This window comes from Streptomyces sp. NBC_01390, from assembly GCF_045040105.1.
Classification (GTDB): Bacteria; Actinomycetota; Actinomycetes; order Streptomycetales; family Streptomycetaceae; genus Streptomyces.
Genome location: NZ_CP109551.1, coordinates 6,853,182 through 6,870,904, shown reverse-complemented (window position 1 = coordinate 6,870,904; position 17,723 = coordinate 6,853,182). Strand labels below are relative to the sequence as shown.

Here is a 17,723-nt window from a genome sequence, read left to right as displayed (position 1 = left end):
CCGGACGCTAACCCCTGACCGCCCCCTGCGTCTCCCTCGCCTTCCACACCCGCGCATCCCGCCCACGCGTCAACGGCCAACAGGCGAACCCCACCAGCGCCGCCGTGAAATGCCCCAGATCCGTGAACGTCCGCGACACGACAAGCGGCACCCCGTACACGACAAGAACACCCACCACATACACAAACCGCCACCACGGCCGCCCGATCCGGTACGCCAGCACGGCCACAACCCCCGCCAGCCCGTAGCTCACCCCGAAATCCATCGTGTCCGCCGCCGACGCCGGCGCCGAACCGTCCCGGATCGCCCGCCACACCGCACCCTGGCTGACCAGCGTCGCCACCACATGCGCACTCGCACAGACAATGAACCACCGCAGAGTCCCCAGCCACCGCTCGGCCCGCGCGTGAAACACCGAATACAGCACGAGATACGGGGTCCACCACCCGTCGATCCACATCGCACTGGAGATCAGCACACGCACCGGACGGTCCGACAGCTCGTTGATGTTCGTCGACCGCTGCCGCAAAAACTCCTCCTGGAACTCCGCCGACATGTGATGCACGGCCACCGTCGTGACGAACAGGACGAGCAACCACACGTACGTGCCCGGAGCACTACGGACGTACGCCCACACCCTGCGCGGGCCCACCGGAAATCGCATGCGCCAATTTACGCACGCACATACAGTCGCCCGGTGAACCGCATCCACATCCCCGACGATCTGGCCGCCACCCAGCTCAAGTACAACGGGGAGGCAGGACGCGCCTTCATCACCGCGCTCCCCACCCGCGCCGCCGACTTCCTCGACGGCTGGCACCTACGCCTCGACGGCCCCTCCATGCACGGCGTGACCGCCCTCGTCCTCCCGGTCCTACGACCCGACGACACCCCCGCCGTCCTCAAGCTCCAGCTCCTGGACGCCGAGAGCGAAGGCGAACCGACCGCCCTGCGCCACTGGAACAGCAACCACGCGGTACGCCTCCTGGACCACGACCCCACCACGGGAACGATGCTCCTGGAACGCCTCGACCACACCCGCATGCTGTCCCACCACCCCGACGCCCACGAAGCCACCCTGATCATCGCCGACCTCCTCACCCACCTCACCGCCGAACCGGCCCCACCCGGCATCCGCCGCCTGGCCGACATCGCGGAAGGAATGCTGAACGAGGCACCACGGGCCCTCCACCAAACCCCCGACCCCGAAACCCGCACCCTCCTCAAGGACTGCGAGGCAGCACTGCGCGAAGTCGCCCCCAACCCCGGCGACCGCCTCCTCCACTGGGACCTCCACGACGAGAACGTCCTCACCGCCGACCGAGCCCCCTGGCTAGCCATCGACCCGAAGCCCCTCGCCGGAGACCCCGGCTTCGACCTCTGGCCCGCCATCAACAACCGCTTCGACCCCGACGACATCGTCTGGCGCTTCGACGCCCTCACAGCCGCCCTGTCCCTGGACCGGGAACGCTCACGCGCGTGGACCCTCGCCCGAGTACTCCAGAACGCCCTCTGGACCATCAAGGACGGCGACCCCCTGGACGAACAGAACCTGGAGATCGCCCGCCGACTGCGCCACCCCTGACCCGGACCACCACCCCCTGGGCGACTCACACAGCGCGCTCCATGCACACCAGCCGCTCCCGCCCGTCCCACGACTCGGTGACGACGAACCCGAACCGCTCGTACAGGCCAATGGCCCCGGTCCGCCACTCCCACACGGACAACCGCACGCTGCTGACACCGTCATCCGCAGCCCGCGCAAGCGCGGCACCGAGCAGACCGGACGCGACACCCCGCCCCCGGAACTCGGGATCCGTCCAGAGCCGCTTGATCTCCGACCGCCCGTCAACGGGCCCGGCCACCACCAGACACCCCACGGCAACGTCCCCACTCAGGGCCACCAGCACGACGTCGTCACCGAACGCGGCCCGAGGATCCGAGATCTCCGCCCGATACCGCCCCGGCAGCCCGTCCACACCGGCAACGGCCACACCCTTCTCGGCCTCGGTCCGCAGGTGATAGGCCGCAAGCAACCGGGCAAGCCCTTCCTCGGCAAAAGGGACCTCCCCCGGCCAGCGGACAACCACAACCTCACGCTGCTCATTCATGCCGGCAGCATCACACAGCCGCAAAAACACAAAGAAGCCCAGGTCAGCTCGGAGCCGACCTGGGCTGTTGAGCCCCCTATCGGATTCGAACCGATGACCTACGCATACAAGGGCCCACGGTGGGGCTCGATGCCGTCTGGTGGTCCGCAGGCTCTTCGGTTCACGGAGCCGTGAGCGCTTTCATTGCCAGCCGTCGAGGGAGACTTCCGATCCTCCGGTGAGATACCGGTGAAGGGCACTTGATGTGGTGTCCACGAACTGTTCTGGGATGGCGCCGGTGTCGATCCATCGGACCTGGGCATGTTTGCGGGGTTCGCGGTTCTCGGGCTCGCCGGTCCACTCGTGGGCGGCGAAGACGACGGTGAGGAAGCCGTTGGGGGCTTCGACGCCCCAGGCGCCGTGAATGATGTGGGCGACCTTCAGGGACTCCCGCTTCACGGTCAGCCCGGTCTCCTCGTACAGCTCGCGCACTGCCGTCTCAGTGACAGGCTCACCAGGCTCGCTCTTACCGACGGGAAGATCCCACATCCCCTGAGCGAACTTGGCGTTCTGGCTGCGCTGGAGGAGGACGACGCGGTTGGTGGCCTTGTCGTGGACGATGACGGCGGCGACCAGCAGTGTCATGGATTCGAGGGCGGGCGGTAGGGCCTTGGGCTGGTCGTCGGTTGTCCGCTGAGCCACGGCTGGTGTCCCTTCGTGGGCCGGTTGGTGGGCAGCTTAGGCCAGTGCTTCGCGTGCGCGGCGGGCGAGTTCGGCGGCTCCGGGCACCTTGCGGCGCTGGTAGATGGAGAGGGTGGAGCGGAGCGAGGTGATGGCCTTGCGGGTGCGGTCGGACGTCATGCCCTCCATCAGGGTCAGGGCCTGGCCCCAGGCGGCAACGGCTTCGTCGGCGCGGGCCTGGGCGGCGAGGCTGTCGCCAAGGTCGGCATAGGTGAGGGCGTGGACGCGCTTGTACTTCTCGGGGTCCCAGCGGATCAGGGCGTCGCGGTGCTGCTGCTCGGTGCCGATGTGGTCGGCGAGGTCGGTGAGGGTGCGGGCGGTGTGGCTGGCGACGGTGCCGGCGGCGGGGCCGCTGACGCGTGAGTAGCTGGGCTGGGGGTCGTCGTCGCGCAGGAGAGCGTCTTCGGCGGCGAGCAGGGCGCGGGCCGCTGAGGGCCTCTCACCGACGGCGGCGTAGGCGCGGGCGTGGGTGATGTGGAGGAGGGCTTCGGTCTGGCCGTCGACGTGCCCAAGGCCACGGGTGAGGGCCCCTTCGACGAGGTCGACGCAGTGGTGGGGCTGTTTAAGGCTGAGGGCCTGGTGGGCGAGGGCGCGCATCACCCAGGCGGCGTGGCCGTGTGGGTCGGCTTCGCACGCGAGTTGGTAGCCGACCTGGTAGTAGCGCTGGGCGGCACCTTCCTGGCCGAGGTCGTGGTGCTTCCACCCTGCCAGATAGGCGAGTTCGGCCACGGCGCCGAAGGCCGCCTGTCGTAAGGTTTCGCTCGCGTAGCGGCCCCGGAGCATGGGGGCAGCGGTGTCGGCGAGGTACGCGGTGACCGTGGTCAGTCCGTGGCCGCCGCCGAGGCGTTCGTCGGCTGCGCTGAAGGCGGCAGTGATCTGCCGCACGACGTCCACGTCCTCCGCTCCGACCACGGACTTGCCGGTGCGGGCGCGGAGCATGCGGGCGGTGGCCTCATGGTCGTGGGCGAGCGGCATGGCCACGCCGGCGGTGGTGAAGGCGGCCACCGCGAGGAAGCGGCGCCGCTCAACATCGGCCCGGCCAAGGTCAGTTGCGGCCAGAACGGGATCCCCTTCGGCCGGCCCCTCGCCACCAGGTGCGCAGAGACCGATCTCGGTCCGGGTGATGATGCGGCCCGTGCGACGGGACAGGGCTTCGGCGAGGTACTGGCCGGTCCGGCCGGTGGGCTGACGGATGCCATTGACCCAGTGGGAGACGGCCGACTTGTTGGTCTGGAGGATCTCACCGTTCTCTGCCGCGATGCGCCGGACGTCTCTCGCCAGGGCCTCGTAGGTGCATCCGGTCGCGTCGATGGTGTCGCGCAGGCGGGAGTTGGGGTCTCTCGACGCTGCCACGCTCGCCGCTGGCCCACAACTCTCCTCATCACCGCGCGCAAACTCTGACCCCCATCCCCGGCTCCCCTGGGAGAAACCGATGCGCCCGCCCTACCTCCTGCTCGACGTCGACGGCGTCCTCATACCTTTTCCGGACGCCGACGGGGCCAGTCCGGCAACCCACAACCGGCACGATGTCGTGCCCGCTGACCGGAGCGCTGACGACCCGGTCACCATCTGGCTCAACCCTGCCCATGGCCCCCTGCTCATGCAGGTGATCCGGACCGGCCTGGTCACTCCCGTCTGGTGCACCAGCTGGCGCCACGACGCCGCCACTCTGATCGGCCCGCTCCTCGGCCTCCCACCCCTGCCGTACATCGACCTCCCACGCCCGCAGATCACCAGCAGCCACCCCAACGGGCATCTGTGGAAGCGCGATCACGTCGACACCTGGCTCGGCGACGCGCCAGCCATCTGGATAGACGACGACTTCACCGTCCTCGACCACGAATGGGCGGCGGAACGCGGCGATCGCGGCCAAGCGACCGCGCTTGTCCAGCCTGATCCCCACGTCGGTCTGCTGGCCGAGCACTTGGTCGAGGTCCTGGCCTGGGCCGCGCTGTTGCCCAGTGAACGGGCCGATGTTTCAGCCGTTCCACATGAAGCCGAAGCCGCATAGCGCGGACAAGCCGCAGGACGCGCTCGTGCCCTCGCCACCACGAAAGGCGAGGTCCGCATGCAGGCAGCATCACCCAGGCGCAAAAACACAAAGAAGCCCAGGCCAGCACGGAGCTGACCTGGGCTGTTGAGCCCCCTATCGGATTCGAACCGATGACCTGCGCATTACAAGTGCGCTGCTCGTTCCAGCTGAGCTAAGGAGGCATCGCGCACCACAACGCCGTACGCCAAGGCGGCTCCACTGTACACAGAGAGCGATCCCCTGAGCCACGGAGTTCGTGGCTGACCTCGGTCTCGAAAACCAAACGTAACCATCCGCGCACCCGTTCGTTGATCGCTCTGACGTGCGTTCCGAAGATCGGATCGTCGGGGAGGGAATCATGGGGGAGCCAGGGAAGTCGGTGGGGAAGCCGACGCTGGAAGCAGTGACGGGCGAGAAGGCCGACCGGATCAAGCGCGAGTCTCTCGGGATCGGCGACCGTCGCAAGCACCACCAGCGCACGGCGACTCCGTTGAAGGCGCACGTCAAGGAGCCGGATACACAGCACCGTCTCTACCGCTTCCGCTTCTATCCGACCGCCGAGCAGGCGGAGCAGTTGGCGAAGACGTTCGGTGCCTGTCGGTGGGTCTACAACGAGGGGCTGGCGTTGCGGACCGGGGCCTGGGAGCGGCATCGGGTGAATGTGGGGTTCGCGGAGTCGTGTCGGGCGTTGACGGGCTGGAAGCGGGTGGAGGGGACGGCGTGGCTCGGGGAGGTGTCGTCGACGGTGCTTCAGCAGTCGTTGCGGCATCTTGATCAGGCGTTCGGGCGGTTTTTCAAGGGTTCGGGTAAGCATCCGCAGCGAAAGCGGAAGGGGCGTTCGCAGGATTCGGCGACCTATGTGCGGACCGGTTTTCGGTGGGTGGAGGATGCGGAGCGGCCGGGTACGGGGCTGATCACTCTGGCGAAGCAGTCGGTTCCGTTGGATGTTCGTTGGTCGCGGGCGTTGCCTGTGGGGGTCGTGCCGGTGCGTTTGTCGGTGACGCGGGACAGGGCGGGGCGGTACTTCGTGTCGACGCTCGTGGAGGAGCGGATTGTGCCTCTGCCCGCTGTCTTTGTGCCGGGTTCGCGTGTGCCGAAGGCGGTGGGGCTGGATCTGGGGCTGGCGTCGCTGGTCACGTTGGACGACGGGACGAAGGTCGATCATCCGCGCTTGTTGCGGCGGTATGCGGAGAAGTTGGCGCGGTTGCAGCGTGAGTTGCACAAGAAGGTGAGGGGTTCGGCGAACCGGGACAAGGTGAGGCGGAAGATCGCGTGTCTCTACGCGCTCATCGGTGACGTACGCAAGGACATGTTGGACCAGTTCACGACCCGCCTGGTGCGCGAGAACCAAGTGCTCGTGGTGGAGGATCTGGCCATCGGGAACCTGATGCGTCCGGCGCGTGGGAAGGGCCGTCGGCGGAAGGCGAAGCTGAACGAGGCGATCATCGATGCCGGGTGGGGCGAGTTGCTACGGCAGCTGCGGTACAAGTGCGAGTGGTACGGCCGGACGCTGGTGATCGTCGACCGTTTCTTCCCCTCGACAAGGCGTTGCTCCGCCTGCCACACCAAGGGTCCCAAGCTGGATGTCTCGGTCCGGAAGTGGACGTGTGCCGGGTGCGGGGTCGTCCATGATCGGGATGTGAATGCGGCCGTGAACCTTCGGGACGAGGGTCTCCGGCTGTACTGGCTGGTGGCGGCCGGGCTGCCGCCCACAAAGGGAGTACCGGCGCTGATCAGGGCCTCGGAGTTGGAGGATTGTCTGCAGGCTGCTTAGCGGCGGCTGGATGGTACGGACCGACGGGCCGTCGGCCGGAATGCCTGTGGAGCGCTTGTAAGACCGTGCGGGCGCAGTTCATGAGGACTGTGTGCGTCGGCAGTGCGTGGTGAAGCAGGAAGCCATGAGGCATGGCCAAAAGACAGCTGCTGGGCCTTCTCGAAACTGTTCGTCTCGAAAATTTCCGCGAAGTTCACAGTCCTCCACCTACTGACAGACGGCGAAACGCCGGGTACCGTCCAGATTCAGTCCACGTCTGTGGACTACACCACCTTCCACTACGGATCGTCCGGCACGTTCCTGCCGGTGAAGGGGGCCTAGTACCCATGGCCACTGTTTCGTTCGACAAGGCGACCCGCATCTACCCGGGCACCGAGAAGCCCGCCGTCGATGGTCTGGAGATCGAGGTCGGGGACGGCGAGTTCCTCGTGCTCGTCGGTCCGTCCGGTTGCGGCAAGTCCACCTCGCTCCGCATGCTCGCGGGGCTCGAGGACGTGAACGCCGGCGCCATCCGCATCGGTGACCGCGACGTCACGCACCTGCCGCCGAAGGACCGGGACATCGCGATGGTGTTCCAGAACTACGCGCTGTACCCGCACATGACGGTCGCGGACAACATGGGCTTCGCCCTCAAGATCGCCGGCGTCAACAAGGCCGAGATCCGCCAGAAGGTGGAGGACGCGGCGAAGATCCTCGACCTCACGGACTACCTGGCCCGCAAGCCGAAGGCCCTCTCGGGTGGTCAGCGCCAGCGTGTCGCCATGGGTCGTGCCATCGTGCGTGAGCCCCAGGTGTTCCTCATGGACGAGCCGCTGTCGAACCTCGACGCCAAGCTCCGTGTGTCGACGCGTACGCAGATCGCGTCGCTGCAGCGCCGTCTCGGCATCACCACGGTGTACGTCACCCACGACCAGGTCGAGGCCATGACCATGGGTGACCGGGTGGCCGTGCTGAAGGACGGTCTGCTCCAGCAGGTCGACTCCCCGCGCAACATGTACGACCGCCCGAAGAACCTGTTCGTGGCTGGCTTCATCGGTTCCCCGGCGATGAACCTCATCGAGGTTCCGATCACCGACGGCGGCGTGAAGTTCGGCAACTCGGTCGTCCCGGTCAACCGTGAGGCTCTCAAGGCCGCCGCCGACAAGGGTGACACCACTGTCACGGTCGGTGTCCGTCCGGAGCACTTCGACGTCGTCGAGCACAACGGTGCCGCCGCCAGCTCGCTCTCCAAGGACACCGAGGACGCTCCGGCCGGTCTCGGCGTCACGGTGAACGTCGTCGAGGAGCTGGGCGCCGACGGTTACGTCTACGGCAGCGCCAAGGTCGACGGCGACCTCAAGGACCTGGTCGTCCGTGTCAGCGGCCGTGCCGTCCCGGACAAGGGCGCCACGCTGCACGTCGTGCCGCGTCCGGGCGAGATCCACGTGTTCTCGACCTCCACGGGCGAGCGCCTCACCGACTGAGACGCGATCTGAGCACCGAGGGGCCCCGCGGCTTGCCGCGGGGCCCCTTCGCATGCACCCCTCGTATGCGCCCTGCGCATGTTTACCTGCCGGACGCCCGATACCCCGGCGGACCGGTCGTTTCGAATCGTGTGCGTCAACGCCCTACCCAGAAAACGGCACCAATCCATCCCCCGTTAGGGTGACTGAATGTCGCCAAATCAGTACCGAGCGCTACCCTCACCAGCGTGAAGCACTCCACTAACCAACTGACGCGAAGTGGCCGTGGCCCCGCCCGCCGGATCGGCCGTAGCCTCGCCCTTGTCCTGCCCGTCGTCCTGGTGCTGTCCGGGACCCTCGCGGTCACCCGAGTCAACTGGTCGGGGAGCCCCTCGGACTCGGTGCTCACCGCCTCCTCCGAGGACCTGGCCGCCCGGGCCGCCGCTGCCCCGTCACCGCAGGACGTCCTGCGTGACCAGCTTCTCCTGGAACTCCAGGAGAAGGACCCCGGCATCGCCCTCACCCACCTGCAGCAGGCGGTGAACGGCCGCCCGTCGCTGGCGAGGCACTGCACGTCGATCGCCCGCGCCCTGGGCCGCGCCGCGGTCCGCGTGTACGGCCCGTCGCGCGCCCAGTCGTTCTCCCGCCCGGTCTGCGACACCTCCTTCGCGACAGGAGTGGCAGCAGCACACAGCTAAACCCTCAGCGCCCCTGGAGGCGCCCCGTAGGGGCAGCCCTCCAGGGGCGCGGGGAACTGCGCGACCAGCCCCCACCGGGCCCGCAGATCCCCACCCACAGCTCCACCCACTGCCCCACCCCCGAAACTCACCCCGCAAAACCCGCGGAGCGCCCCGTACAGTTCGAATATGACCGATCCGAACGCCACGTCGCGCCCTACTCAGGCCGTGGTCCTCGCCGGCGGCCAGGGCTCCCGGCTTCGTCCGTACACCGATGACCGGCCCAAGCCGATGGTCGAGATCCCCGGCACGGGGACACCGATCATCGGCCATCAGCTCGTCTGGCTCGCCGAGGAGGGCGTGACGGACGTGGTGGTCAGCTGTGGGCATCTCGCCGAGGTGCTGCAGAAGTGGCTGGAGACGGCCGATCTGCCGCTGAACGTCACCACGGTCGTCGAGACCGAGCCCCTGGGCCGTGGCGGCGGCCTCAAGTACGCCGCCGCGCACCTCCCCGCCCCCGACCAGCCCTGGTACGCCACCAACGGTGACATCTGGACCCGTTTCTCGCTGCGCGAGATGGCCGACTTCCACGCCGAGCGCGACGCCGTCGCGACCCTCGCGCTGGCCCGTCCCCGGCTGCCGTGGGGTGCGGTCCAGACGGACGGGTTCGGTCACATCACGGACTTCATAGAGTCCCCTCCGTCGACCTTCGAGATCAACGCGGGCGTGTACGTGTTCTCCTCCGAGTTCGCCGCCCTGCTCCCGGAGCGCGGTGATCACGAACGTACGACGTTCCCTCACCTGGCCCGTGAACTCCGCCTGGCCGGTTTCACGATCCCGCACGGCGCGTACTGGCGTGCCATCGACACCGCGAAGGACCTCACGGAGGCCGCGAAGGAGCTGGCGGCACTGGGCCGTTGAGCCAGTAAGTACGTCATCAAGTACGTCAGTCAGTACGTGAGTGGGGTCCGGCGCTGTGTCAGCGCCGGACCCCACTCACGTAACCGCCGTACCGAGGCGGGTTGTTGCTAGCCCAGGAGGCCGCCCACCAGGCCCGGCTGGCCCGTGGAGGAGCCGCCGGTGCTGCCGTCGCCGGTGCCTGAGGTGCTGCCGCCCGTGGAGCCGCCGTTGGTGCCGCCCGGGGTGCCCGTGCCGCCCGACGAGGTCGGTCCGGTGGTGGTGCTGGGCGCCTGCTGGGCCGGGGTGGTCTGCTGCGGCGGGGCCTGGCCGGCGGTGCCCTGGGTCTGGCTGGGCCGGCTTCCGGTGACGCTGCCGCTCTCGCGGGCCTCCTCGGGGGTGGTCGCGGCGCCGCCGGTGGTGGGGCTGGCCGAAGTGGCGTTCTGGGTCGGGGACTTGGTGGTCGCCGAGGGGCTCTTCGAGGCGCGGCGTTCGCCGCCGGACCGCTCGGGGAGCGGGGAGCCGGGGAGTTCGTTGCGCGGGGCTTCGCCGGGGCCGGGGACGACGACGCGGTCGGCGTCGCGGACGGCGCCGCCGAGGAGTGAGCCGATGAGGAGCGTGAGTCCGATGACGACGGCCGTGACGAGGGCGCCGCGGCGCAGGACGTAGGCGCGCAGCTCCCAGATGTCCGTACGGGGGCCGAGTCTGCGCCAGGCGCTGCCGGCGAGGCGGCCGTCGATGGAGTAGACGGGGGCGCCGGCGATGATCAGCGGTGACCAGGCGGCCAGGTAGATGATGTCGGGGGCGTCGTAGACGGGGACGCTCTTCCAGCTGACGGTGAGGAGCAGTGCGGCGGAGAGCAGGGCGCCGCCGACCGCGGCGACCCGCTGCCACAGGCCCAGGACCGTGAGGACGCCCACGATGACTTGGAGGAAGGCGATGACGAGCCCGGAGCCGACGGGGTGCTGGAGGGCGAACTGCCGTAGGGGTTCGGCGACTTCCCAGGGGTGAAGGGTGTTGAGCCACTTCATCATGGAGCCGCGTTTGCCGCCGTCGAAGTAGACGGGGTCGCAGAGCTTGCCCATGCCGGCGTAGATGGAGATGAAGCCGAGGAAGATGCGGAGCGGGAGCAGGACGACGCCGAGGTTCATCCGGCGGCCGGGGTAATAGGCGTGCCGTACGGGGTCGTTGGGGTGGCGTCTGGCGCCGGTGCGGCGTCCGTCGGCGTCCCGCTCGTAGGCTTCGTCGCCGTCGTAGCCGAACTCGCCGTCGTCGTAGCCGGATCGGCCGTGTCCGGAGTCGCCGTACCCGGCCTCCTCGTAGGCGCTGCCGGTGGTGCGCATGTTGGGGAGCAGGCGACCGGGGTCGGAGCCGTGGGTGCGCTGGCTTCCGACGATGGGTGTCTCGACGGTCTGGTCGAGGGTGCTGCCTGCGTAGTCGAGTTCGTCGTCGATACGGGGGATGACCTGGGTCGCTCCGGCGTCGGCGGCCGGCGGCTGTTCGCCGTGGCGGACGCTGGAGCCCCGGACGGCCTGGAGCAGGCGGTGCGCGCCGGTGTCGTCGGGCGCCGACTTCCCGCTCCAGACGACCGGTGCCCGGCGTCGGACGGCCGTGGCGCCGCCGGCGCCTGCGACGGGGATGCGCGCCGTGTCCTCGGAGGCGCCGAGGTGCCGGGCGACGCGGGACGACGGTGCCGCCCGCCGCGTCGAGGCCCCCAACTGCACGCGGAAGCTCGCATGGTTGACGATGACCTGCGCCGGATCGCTCGGCACCTTCACCATGCTCAGCGCGGGAGCGTCGTCGTATCCCGACGAGCGGTCCCCCGTGGGTGTGCGGGGTGTTCTGGTGTCCACACTCATCTAACCGAGTGACGTGAGGTTAGGACACTGCTTTGACTTGGCGGATGTGTCCGGGCCGCGTCAAGGTCACGTCACCCGCCCGGATTCCCCCGTACGGGTGACGGTCGCGCACGCGTGTTCAGGCGCGTCGGCGGGCCGCTTCGTAGAGCACGATCCCGGCCGCGACACCGGCGTTGAGGGACTCGGTGCCGCCGGGCATCGGGATCCGTACGAGGTGGTCGCAGGTCTCTCCGACGAGCCGGGACAGTCCCTTGCCCTCGCTGCCGACGACGATGACGACGGGTCCGCCGAGTGCGGGCAGGTCGCCGAGATCAGCGTTGCCGTCGGCGGCGAGACCGACGACGACGATGCCGGCCTTCTGGTACGCCTCCAGGGTGCGCGTCAGATTGGTGGCGCGGGCGACGGGTGTACGGGCGGCGGCGCCGGCGGAGGTCTTCCAGGCGCCGGCGGTCATGCCGGCGGCGCGCCGCTCGGGCACGACGACCCCGTGGCCGCCGAAGGCGGAGACGGAGCGGACGACGGCGCCGAGGTTACGGGGGTCGGTGACACCGTCGAGGGCGACGATGAGGGGGTCCACGCCGTTGTCGTAGGCGGCGTTGGCGAGGTCCTCGGGGTGGGCGTACACGTACGGCGGGACCTGGAGCACGAGGCCCTGGTGGTTGAGGCCGTTGGTCATGCGGTCGAGCTCGGGCCGGGGGGCTTCCATCAGGTGGATGCCGCCGCGGTCGGCGGCCAGCTGGAGTGCTTCGCGCACGCGTTCGTCGTTGTCGATGAACTGCTGGACGTAGAGCATGGTGGCCGGGACGCCCTCGCGGAGCGCCTCGACGACCGAGTTGCGCCCGACGACGAGTTCGGAGGACGCCTTCCCGCCGCGTCCCTTGGGTGCGGGCCGCCGCTGGATCTGCTTGGCCTTGGCACCGGCAATACGGTTCTTCTTGTGTCCCTTGCGCGCCTCGGCGGGCGGCGTCGGGCCCTTGCCCTCGAGCCCCCGGCGCCGCTGGCCGCCACTGCCGACCTGCGCGCCCTTCTTGCCGGACATGCGGCGGTTGTTAGCGGCCATGACCTACCTGTCTGTGTGAAGACGTGCGTGCGTACGTCTATGAGTGTGCCGCCCGGAAACCCGGGCGGCACAATCGATCAAGGAAATGAGCACGGATATGGGGGGATGTGAGACGAAATCGTCAGCGCGGACCGAGGGTCCAGCGCGGTCCCTGCGGACCGTCCTCGATGACGAGGCCGGACTGGTTGAGCTGATCGCGGATGGCGTCCGCGGTCCCCCAGTCCTTGCGCCCGCGGGCGGCCTCGCGCTGGTCGAGGACGAGTCGTACGAGGCTGTCGACGACCCCGTGCAGATCTTCGCCGCGGTCGGCGCCGTCCCCGGCCCAGTGCGGGTCGAGCGGGTCGAGTCCGAGGACGCCGAGCATGGCGCGCACCTCGGCGAGCCGGGCCACGGCGGCTTCCTTGTCGTCGGCGGCGAGGGCGGAGTTGCCCTGCCTGACGGTGGTGTGGATGACGGCGAGGGCCTGCGGCACGCCCAGGTCGTCGTCCATGGCCTCGGCGAAGGCGGGCGGCACCTCGGCGGACGGCTCGACGACTCCGCCGGCCTTCTCGACGACGCGCTGCACGAAGCCCTCGATCCGGGCGAACGCCGACTCGGCCTCGCGCAGGGCGTCCTCGCTGTACTCGATCATCGAGCGGTAGTGCGGGGTGCCGAGGTAGTAGCGCAGGACGATGGGCCGCCAGGCCTTGACCATCTCGCTGACGAGGACGGAGTTGCCGAGGGACTTCGCCATCTTCTCGCCGGCGATGGTCACCCAGGCGTTGTGCAACCAGTACGACGCGAAGTCGTCGCCGAATGCCTTGGCCTGGGCGATCTCGTTCTCGTGGTGCGGGAAGATCAGGTCGAGCCCGCCGCCGTGGATGTCGAAGGCGGAGCCCAGGTACTTGTGCGCCATGGCGGAGCACTCCAGGTGCCAGCCGGGCCGGCCCCGACCCCAGGGTGTCTCCCACGTCGGCTCACCGGGCTTGGCGGTCTTCCACATGGCGAAGTCACGGGGGTCACGCTTGCCCGTCTCACCTTCCCCGGAGGGCTGGAGCAGGTTGTCGAGTTCCTGGTTGGACAGCTCCAGGTAGCCGGGGAAGGAGCGCACGTCGAAGTAGACGTTCCCGTCGGCCTCGTACGCGTGTCCGCGTTCGATGAGTCCGCGCATCATCTCGACCATCTCGGTCACGTGCCCGGTGGCACGCGGCTCGTAGGTCGGGGGGAGGCAGCCGAGCGCGTGGTAACCGTCGTTGAAGGCCCGCTCGTTCTCGAAGCCGATGGACCACCAGGGGCGCTCCTGTTCGGCGGCCTTCCTGATGATCTTGTCGTCGATGTCGGTGACGTTGCGGATGAACGTGACGTCGTACCCGCGGTAGGTGAACCAGCGGCGCAGGATGTCGAAGTTGAGGCCGGACCGGATGTGCCCGATGTGGGGAGCGGCCTGCACGGTGGCGCCACAGAGGTAGATCGAGACACAGCCCGCTGTGAGCGGGACGAAGTCACGGATCTGCCGGGCGTTGGTGTCGTACAGGCGAATGGTCACGGGTCCAGGGTAGTGGCCCCACACCAGTGCCTTGCGACCCTTGTGCACAAAAATCCGGCCCCTACGGCGTTCCGGGGGCGTGGGGCGAATTCCTCGGGGTTCAGCCCGTACGGGCCACCAGTGCCGTGGCCACCGCCATCAGGCCCTCTTCGCGTCCCGGAAAGCCGAGGCCGTCCGTCGTCGCGCCGGACACCGAGACCGGCGCCCCGGCCGCCTCGGACAGCACCTTCTGCGCTTCGTCGCGCCGCTTGCCGATCTTCGGCCGTGGCCCGATGACCTGCACGGCCACGTTGCCGATGGTGAACCCCGCCGCCCGTACGATCCGGGCCGCCTCCGTCAGCAATGCCACCCCGGACGCGCCGGACCACTCGGGGCGGCCGGTGCCGAAGTGCTGCCCCAGGTCGCCGAGTCCGGCCGCCGAGAACAGCGCGTTGCACGCCGCGTGGGCGACGACGTCCGCGTCGGAGTGACCCGCGAGTCCCATCCCCTCGCCCTCCCACTTCAGGCCGGCGCACCACAGTTCCCGGCCCTCTTCGAAAGCGTGAATGTCGGTACCGATGCCGACCTGGGGCAGCACCGGCCCCACCGCGGAAGCTCCAGAGGATACTGACGATCCTGACGTCTGTTCAGAAGCCATCGTTGAGCCTCCTGCGGGCCAGTACCGCTTCCGCGAGCACCAGGTCCAGCGGCCTGGTCACCTTGAACGCCTCCTCGTGGCCGGGCACGACCACGACCCGCAGGCCCAGCTGTTCGACCATGCTCGCGTCGTCGGTGACGTTCTCGGTCACCGTCTCGTGGGCCCGTACGAGCGTGTCGATCGCGAAGCCCTGCGGTGTCTGGACCGCCCGCAGTCGCGCCCGTTCGGGTGTGGCGAGCACCGGCTCCGGTTCGCCGGGGGTCGTGGCCGGTTCGACCTCTTTGACGGTGTCCGCGAGCGGCAGCGCGGGGACCACGGCCTGTGCGCCTTCCCGTACCGCCTCGATGACCGCGTCGACGGTGTCCACCGGTACCAGCGGGCGGGCGGCGTCGTGCACGAGGACGATGTCGATGCCGGGCGGCAGCGCGTCCAGGCCGAGTTTCACCGAATCCTGTCGGGACTCGCCTCCGGGCACGACCAGGAAATCGGTGCGTTCGGGCAGCGCGTGGGCGTCGAGGAGGGTCTTCACCTCGGCGGCGCCGTCCGGCGGGGCCACGACTACGACCAGGGAGACCGCCCGGGACGCGGCCATTGCCCGCACCGCGTGGATGAGCATGGGCGTGCCGTTCAGCGCGCGAAGCGCTTTGGGGGCTCCCGGGCCGAGGCGTACGCCCCGGCCGGCGGCCGGAATCACGGCGGCCGTACGTGCCCCGGGCGGTGTGGGGCGCGATTCGTCAGACATCGGTTCCTGTCAGGTTTGTGTGCCGAGCCCTCGTGGGTATGGCCTGGAGGAGTGCCGGGCGCGAGCCTCGATCGGACCCTTCCGTGACTTCCGGTCGAGCCTGCTCCGGGCCCGGCACAGCAGGTACAGCAGGTATCAGTACTCAAGTATCGGTACTTCAGTGCTACTGGCAGACCGCGGGGAGCCCCTGACCGCGGAGGCTCCACTGCCTGTAGGGAATCCGCCGGCGGCGCCTGTTAGTGGATGCTTCGAGGTTCGGATGCGCGGCGGGAAATCCGGGCACGAACATGCCGCAGCGCCCGGCGACATTGGATACGTCATCGGGCACCGCGGCATTTCAGTGTGCTGCTTGAGCTGAGTGAGCGGGCTTTTCAGGGCCTGCGCGTTCAGGTCAGAGTCAGGACGCGAGCACCTCGTCGAGCAGGGCCTCGGCCTTGTCCTCGTTCGTGTTCTCCGCGAGCGCGAGCTCACTCACCAGGATCTGGCGAGCCTTGGCGAGCATGCGCTTCTCACCGGCGGACAGTCCGCGCTCACGCTCACGACGCCACAGGTCACGTACGACTTCCGCGACCTTGATGACATCACCGGAGGCGAGCTTCTCCAGATTTGCCTTGTAACGACGCGACCAGTTCGTGGGCTCCTCGGCATACGGAGCGCGCAGCACCTCGAAGACCCGGTCCAGCCCGTCCTGACCAACCACATCACGTACGCCGACGAACTCCGCATTGTCCGCTGGCACACGTACAGTGAGGTCACCCTGGGCGACCTTCAGCACCAAGTAGGTCTTGTCCACGCCTTTGATCTGGCGAGTTTCGATGGCCTCGATCAGCGCGGCCCCGTGATGGGGATAGACCACGGTGTCGCCAACCTTGAACGTCATGTGACAGGTACCCCTTCCGTGGCTATCCAGGGTAACACGGAAACGGCAGCTTCTGAATGGCGTTTTCGCAGGTCAGGGCATATCTCGGGGCTTGACAACTGCAACAGGAACGTGCTTCGGAAGGCCCGCGGAAGCGAGAACGGCGGGGGTATTCGCAGGTCGGAGCGGCTCTCCGAACGAAGCGAAACCCGGACGTTACACTCGCCCGGCGGCCCCGACAGGCGACCAAACATCCACTTATGTCCGCTTCCAAGTGTGCGACTTACGCTACTCCGTTCGGTGAGCGGACACGGGCGCGGGGCGAATCCGGAATTGATCACACCAGTTGATGTCCCGCTTGATGTCCTGCTTGATGGGCCCTCCTTGATGTCCCGCCGGATGATCAAGCAGCTGATCCACCGTTGATCAAATTTCGGGTGCCGTTCATTCCTTCACCGGAAATCCGCGAGCCGGTAACTCTGTTTGCCGATGGCGGTTATGTGAATGCCGGACAGTCATGCCCCAGGAAGGGTCAAAAGTGGCTCCGGAGGCATCCGGCTTCTCCCGGGGCGGCGTCCCCGGTGACCGCTAGAGGCGGGTCGGGTGCGGTGGCACGGGAACGGCTCGGTAACCTAAGGCCGCTGACAGTCACTTAGGGCGGCTTTATAAGGAGCTGCCCGTGCGTTCCAAGGAGTTGCCGCCGCCGTGAGCAGCAGCCTTCGACGCGGCGCCCTCGCCGCATCCGCCCTCGCGTTCTCGGTCGCCACGCTCGCCGGGTGCGCAGCCGGAAACAACGCCCAGACGCTGGAGGTCAAGCCGGACAACGCGGCCATGACCGTCGGCGACATCAAGCTGCAGAACGTCGTCGTCATCACCCCGTCGGAGCTGGCGTCGACCGGCCCGGCCGCCGTCTCCGCGACGGTGTTCAACAACGGCAAGACCGCCCAGACGCTGGAGTCGATCACCGTCCCCGGCACCGGCAAGACGGCCGAGCTGAAGCCCGCCGAGGGCGGCAGCCTGAGCATCCCGGCCCACGGCTCGCTCGTCATCGGTGGCGAGAACAACGCCTCCGCGGTGCTACCGAACAGCCGTGAGGCGGTCCAGGACGGCAACGCGCAGAAGGTCACCTTCACGTTCAGCAAGACCGGTGACGTGAGCCTGCGCGCGTTCGTCGTACCGGCGGCGGGCTACTACTCGTCGTGGGGCCCGACCGCGGCCCCTCCGACGCCGGCCGACACCGCTTCGCCGTCCCCGTCCGCCTCCACCTCGGGCGAGCCGGCGTCGCCCGCTTCCCCGAACGCGTCCGGGGAGGCCGAGTCGCCTGCCGCCGGGGCTTCCCCGAGCACCTCGGAGTCCGCCGCCCAGTAGGGGCCTTCGGTCACGCGTGT

17 protein-coding genes and 1 tRNA gene are annotated in these 17,723 nt (G+C 68.6%); 7 read left to right on the top strand and 11 right to left on the bottom strand.

What is annotated here, in order from left to right:
* Nucleotides 1–7 precede the first annotated feature (7 nt).
* Nucleotides 8–664, bottom strand: coding sequence for a rhomboid-like protein (locus OG241_RS31085; RefSeq protein WP_405819903.1), 657 nt, complete (start codon nt 662–664; stop codon nt 8–10).
* 33 nt (nt 665–697) lie between these two features.
* Here OG241_RS31085 and OG241_RS31080 point away from each other — a divergent pair, with 33 nt between their 5' ends.
* The gene (locus OG241_RS31080) at nt 698–1,585 is read left to right on the top strand and encodes an aminoglycoside phosphotransferase family protein (protein ID WP_405819901.1); all 888 of its coding nucleotides are present in this window, start codon (nt 698–700) and stop codon (nt 1,583–1,585) included.
* A 25-nt stretch (nt 1,586–1,610) separates the two neighbouring features.
* Here the strand turns inward: OG241_RS31080 and OG241_RS31075 are convergent, their stop codons facing one another.
* The 3 genes from OG241_RS31075 to OG241_RS31065 all read right to left on the bottom strand — a co-directional run bounded on the left by OG241_RS31075 (nt 1,611) and on the right by OG241_RS31065 (nt 4,184).
* On the bottom strand, nt 1,611–2,111 hold the full coding sequence (locus tag OG241_RS31075; RefSeq protein WP_405819899.1) for a GNAT family N-acetyltransferase: 501 nt from the start codon (nt 2,109–2,111) through the stop codon (nt 1,611–1,613).
* Between the two features lie 180 nt (nt 2,112–2,291).
* Nucleotides 2,292–2,792 (bottom strand): NUDIX domain-containing protein, encoded by a 501-nt coding sequence (locus tag OG241_RS31070; RefSeq protein ID WP_405819897.1) that lies wholly within the window; start codon nt 2,790–2,792, stop codon nt 2,292–2,294.
* 36 nt (nt 2,793–2,828) lie between these two features.
* Entirely contained in the window at nt 2,829–4,184 is a 1,356-nt protein-coding gene (locus OG241_RS31065; protein ID WP_405819896.1) for a tetratricopeptide repeat protein, read from the bottom strand.
* A gap of 79 nt (nt 4,185–4,263) precedes the next feature.
* Between OG241_RS31065 and OG241_RS31060 the strand changes: the two genes are divergently transcribed.
* Nucleotides 4,264–4,842, top strand: coding sequence for an HAD domain-containing protein (locus tag OG241_RS31060; protein WP_405819895.1), 579 nt, complete (start codon nt 4,264–4,266; stop codon nt 4,840–4,842).
* Nucleotides 4,843–4,971: 129 nt separating this feature from the next.
* Here the strand turns inward: OG241_RS31060 and OG241_RS31055 are convergent.
* Nucleotides 4,972–5,045: transfer RNA gene (locus tag OG241_RS31055), tRNA-Thr, on the bottom strand.
* A gap of 176 nt (nt 5,046–5,221) precedes the next feature.
* Here OG241_RS31055 and OG241_RS31050 point away from each other — a divergent pair.
* The 4 genes from OG241_RS31050 (at nt 5,222) to OG241_RS31035 (ending at nt 9,677) form a co-directional block, all read left to right on the top strand.
* Nucleotides 5,222–6,637: an RNA-guided endonuclease InsQ/TnpB family protein gene (locus tag OG241_RS31050; RefSeq protein WP_405819893.1), complete on the top strand. Its 1,416-nt coding sequence runs from the start codon at nt 5,222–5,224 to the stop codon at nt 6,635–6,637.
* 326 nt (nt 6,638–6,963) lie between these two features.
* Nucleotides 6,964–8,100 carry an ABC transporter ATP-binding protein gene (locus OG241_RS31045; protein WP_405819892.1) on the top strand — a complete coding sequence of 379 codons (1,137 nt, stop codon included), beginning with the start codon at nt 6,964–6,966 and terminating at the stop codon, nt 8,098–8,100.
* A gap of 227 nt (nt 8,101–8,327) precedes the next feature.
* Nucleotides 8,328–8,777: a hypothetical protein gene (locus OG241_RS31040; RefSeq protein WP_405819891.1), complete on the top strand. Its 450-nt coding sequence runs from the start codon at nt 8,328–8,330 to the stop codon at nt 8,775–8,777.
* A 168-nt stretch (nt 8,778–8,945) separates the two neighbouring features.
* On the top strand, nt 8,946–9,677 hold the full coding sequence (locus tag OG241_RS31035) for an NDP-sugar synthase (RefSeq protein WP_405819890.1): 732 nt from the start codon (nt 8,946–8,948) through the stop codon (nt 9,675–9,677).
* Between the two features lie 107 nt (nt 9,678–9,784).
* Here the strand turns inward: OG241_RS31035 and OG241_RS31030 are convergent, their stop codons facing one another.
* The 6 genes from OG241_RS31030 to OG241_RS31005 form a co-directional block, all read right to left on the bottom strand.
* On the bottom strand, nt 9,785–11,512 hold the full coding sequence (locus OG241_RS31030; protein ID WP_405819888.1) for a DoxX family membrane protein: 1,728 nt from the start codon (nt 11,510–11,512) through the stop codon (nt 9,785–9,787).
* A 118-nt stretch (nt 11,513–11,630) separates the two neighbouring features.
* Complete coding sequence (rlmB, locus tag OG241_RS31025; protein WP_405819886.1) at nt 11,631–12,572, bottom strand: 23S rRNA (guanosine(2251)-2'-O)-methyltransferase RlmB; 942 nt, start codon at nt 12,570–12,572, stop codon at nt 11,631–11,633.
* A 121-nt stretch (nt 12,573–12,693) separates the two neighbouring features.
* Nucleotides 12,694–14,097, bottom strand: a complete 1,404-nt coding sequence (gene cysS, locus OG241_RS31020; protein WP_405819885.1) for a cysteine--tRNA ligase — start codon at nt 14,095–14,097, stop codon at nt 12,694–12,696.
* A 100-nt stretch (nt 14,098–14,197) separates the two neighbouring features.
* Complete coding sequence (gene ispF / locus OG241_RS31015; protein WP_405819883.1) at nt 14,198–14,734, bottom strand: 2-C-methyl-D-erythritol 2,4-cyclodiphosphate synthase; 537 nt, start codon at nt 14,732–14,734, stop codon at nt 14,198–14,200.
* Nucleotides 14,724–15,476: a 2-C-methyl-D-erythritol 4-phosphate cytidylyltransferase gene (gene ispD / locus OG241_RS31010; RefSeq protein ID WP_405819882.1), complete on the bottom strand. Its 753-nt coding sequence runs from the start codon at nt 15,474–15,476 to the stop codon at nt 14,724–14,726. Before ispD ends, ispF begins: the two co-directional genes overlap by 11 nt.
* A 397-nt stretch (nt 15,477–15,873) precedes the next feature.
* Nucleotides 15,874–16,356, bottom strand: a complete 483-nt coding sequence (locus OG241_RS31005; protein WP_003953493.1) for a CarD family transcriptional regulator — start codon at nt 16,354–16,356, stop codon at nt 15,874–15,876.
* A gap of 684 nt (nt 16,357–17,040) precedes the next feature.
* Between OG241_RS31005 and OG241_RS31000 the strand changes: the two genes are divergently transcribed.
* Nucleotides 17,041–17,703 carry a DUF461 domain-containing protein gene (locus OG241_RS31000; protein WP_405819880.1) on the top strand — a complete coding sequence of 221 codons (663 nt, stop codon included), beginning with the start codon at nt 17,041–17,043 and terminating at the stop codon, nt 17,701–17,703.
* Nucleotides 17,704–17,723: the final 20 nt, after the last annotated feature.

Bases quoted from the DNA above. Each gene is read 5' to 3' on its own strand.
- OG241_RS31085 (WP_405819903.1), bottom strand. From the start codon at position 664: ATGCGATTTCCGGTGGGCCCGCGCAGGGTGTGGGCGTACGTCCGTAGT.
- OG241_RS31075 (WP_405819899.1), bottom strand. From the start codon at position 2,111: ATGAATGAGCAGCGTGAGGTTGTGGTTGTCCGCTGGCCGGGGGAGGTC.
- OG241_RS31060 (WP_405819895.1), top strand. From the start codon at position 4,264: ATGCGCCCGCCCTACCTCCTGCTCGACGTCGACGGCGTCCTCATACCT.
- OG241_RS31050 (WP_405819893.1), top strand. From the start codon at position 5,222: ATGGGGGAGCCAGGGAAGTCGGTGGGGAAGCCGACGCTGGAAGCAGTG.
- OG241_RS31045 (WP_405819892.1), top strand. From the start codon at position 6,964: ATGGCCACTGTTTCGTTCGACAAGGCGACCCGCATCTACCCGGGCACC.
- OG241_RS31035 (WP_405819890.1), top strand. From the start codon at position 8,946: ATGACCGATCCGAACGCCACGTCGCGCCCTACTCAGGCCGTGGTCCTC.
- OG241_RS31030 (WP_405819888.1), bottom strand. From the start codon at position 11,512: ATGAGTGTGGACACCAGAACACCCCGCACACCCACGGGGGACCGCTCG.
- rlmB (WP_405819886.1), bottom strand. From the start codon at position 12,572: ATGGCCGCTAACAACCGCCGCATGTCCGGCAAGAAGGGCGCGCAGGTC.
- ispF (WP_405819883.1), bottom strand. From the start codon at position 14,734: ATGGCTTCTGAACAGACGTCAGGATCGTCAGTATCCTCTGGAGCTTCC.
- ispD (WP_405819882.1), bottom strand. From the start codon at position 15,476: ATGTCTGACGAATCGCGCCCCACACCGCCCGGGGCACGTACGGCCGCC.
- OG241_RS31005 (WP_003953493.1), bottom strand. From the start codon at position 16,356: ATGACGTTCAAGGTTGGCGACACCGTGGTCTATCCCCATCACGGGGCC.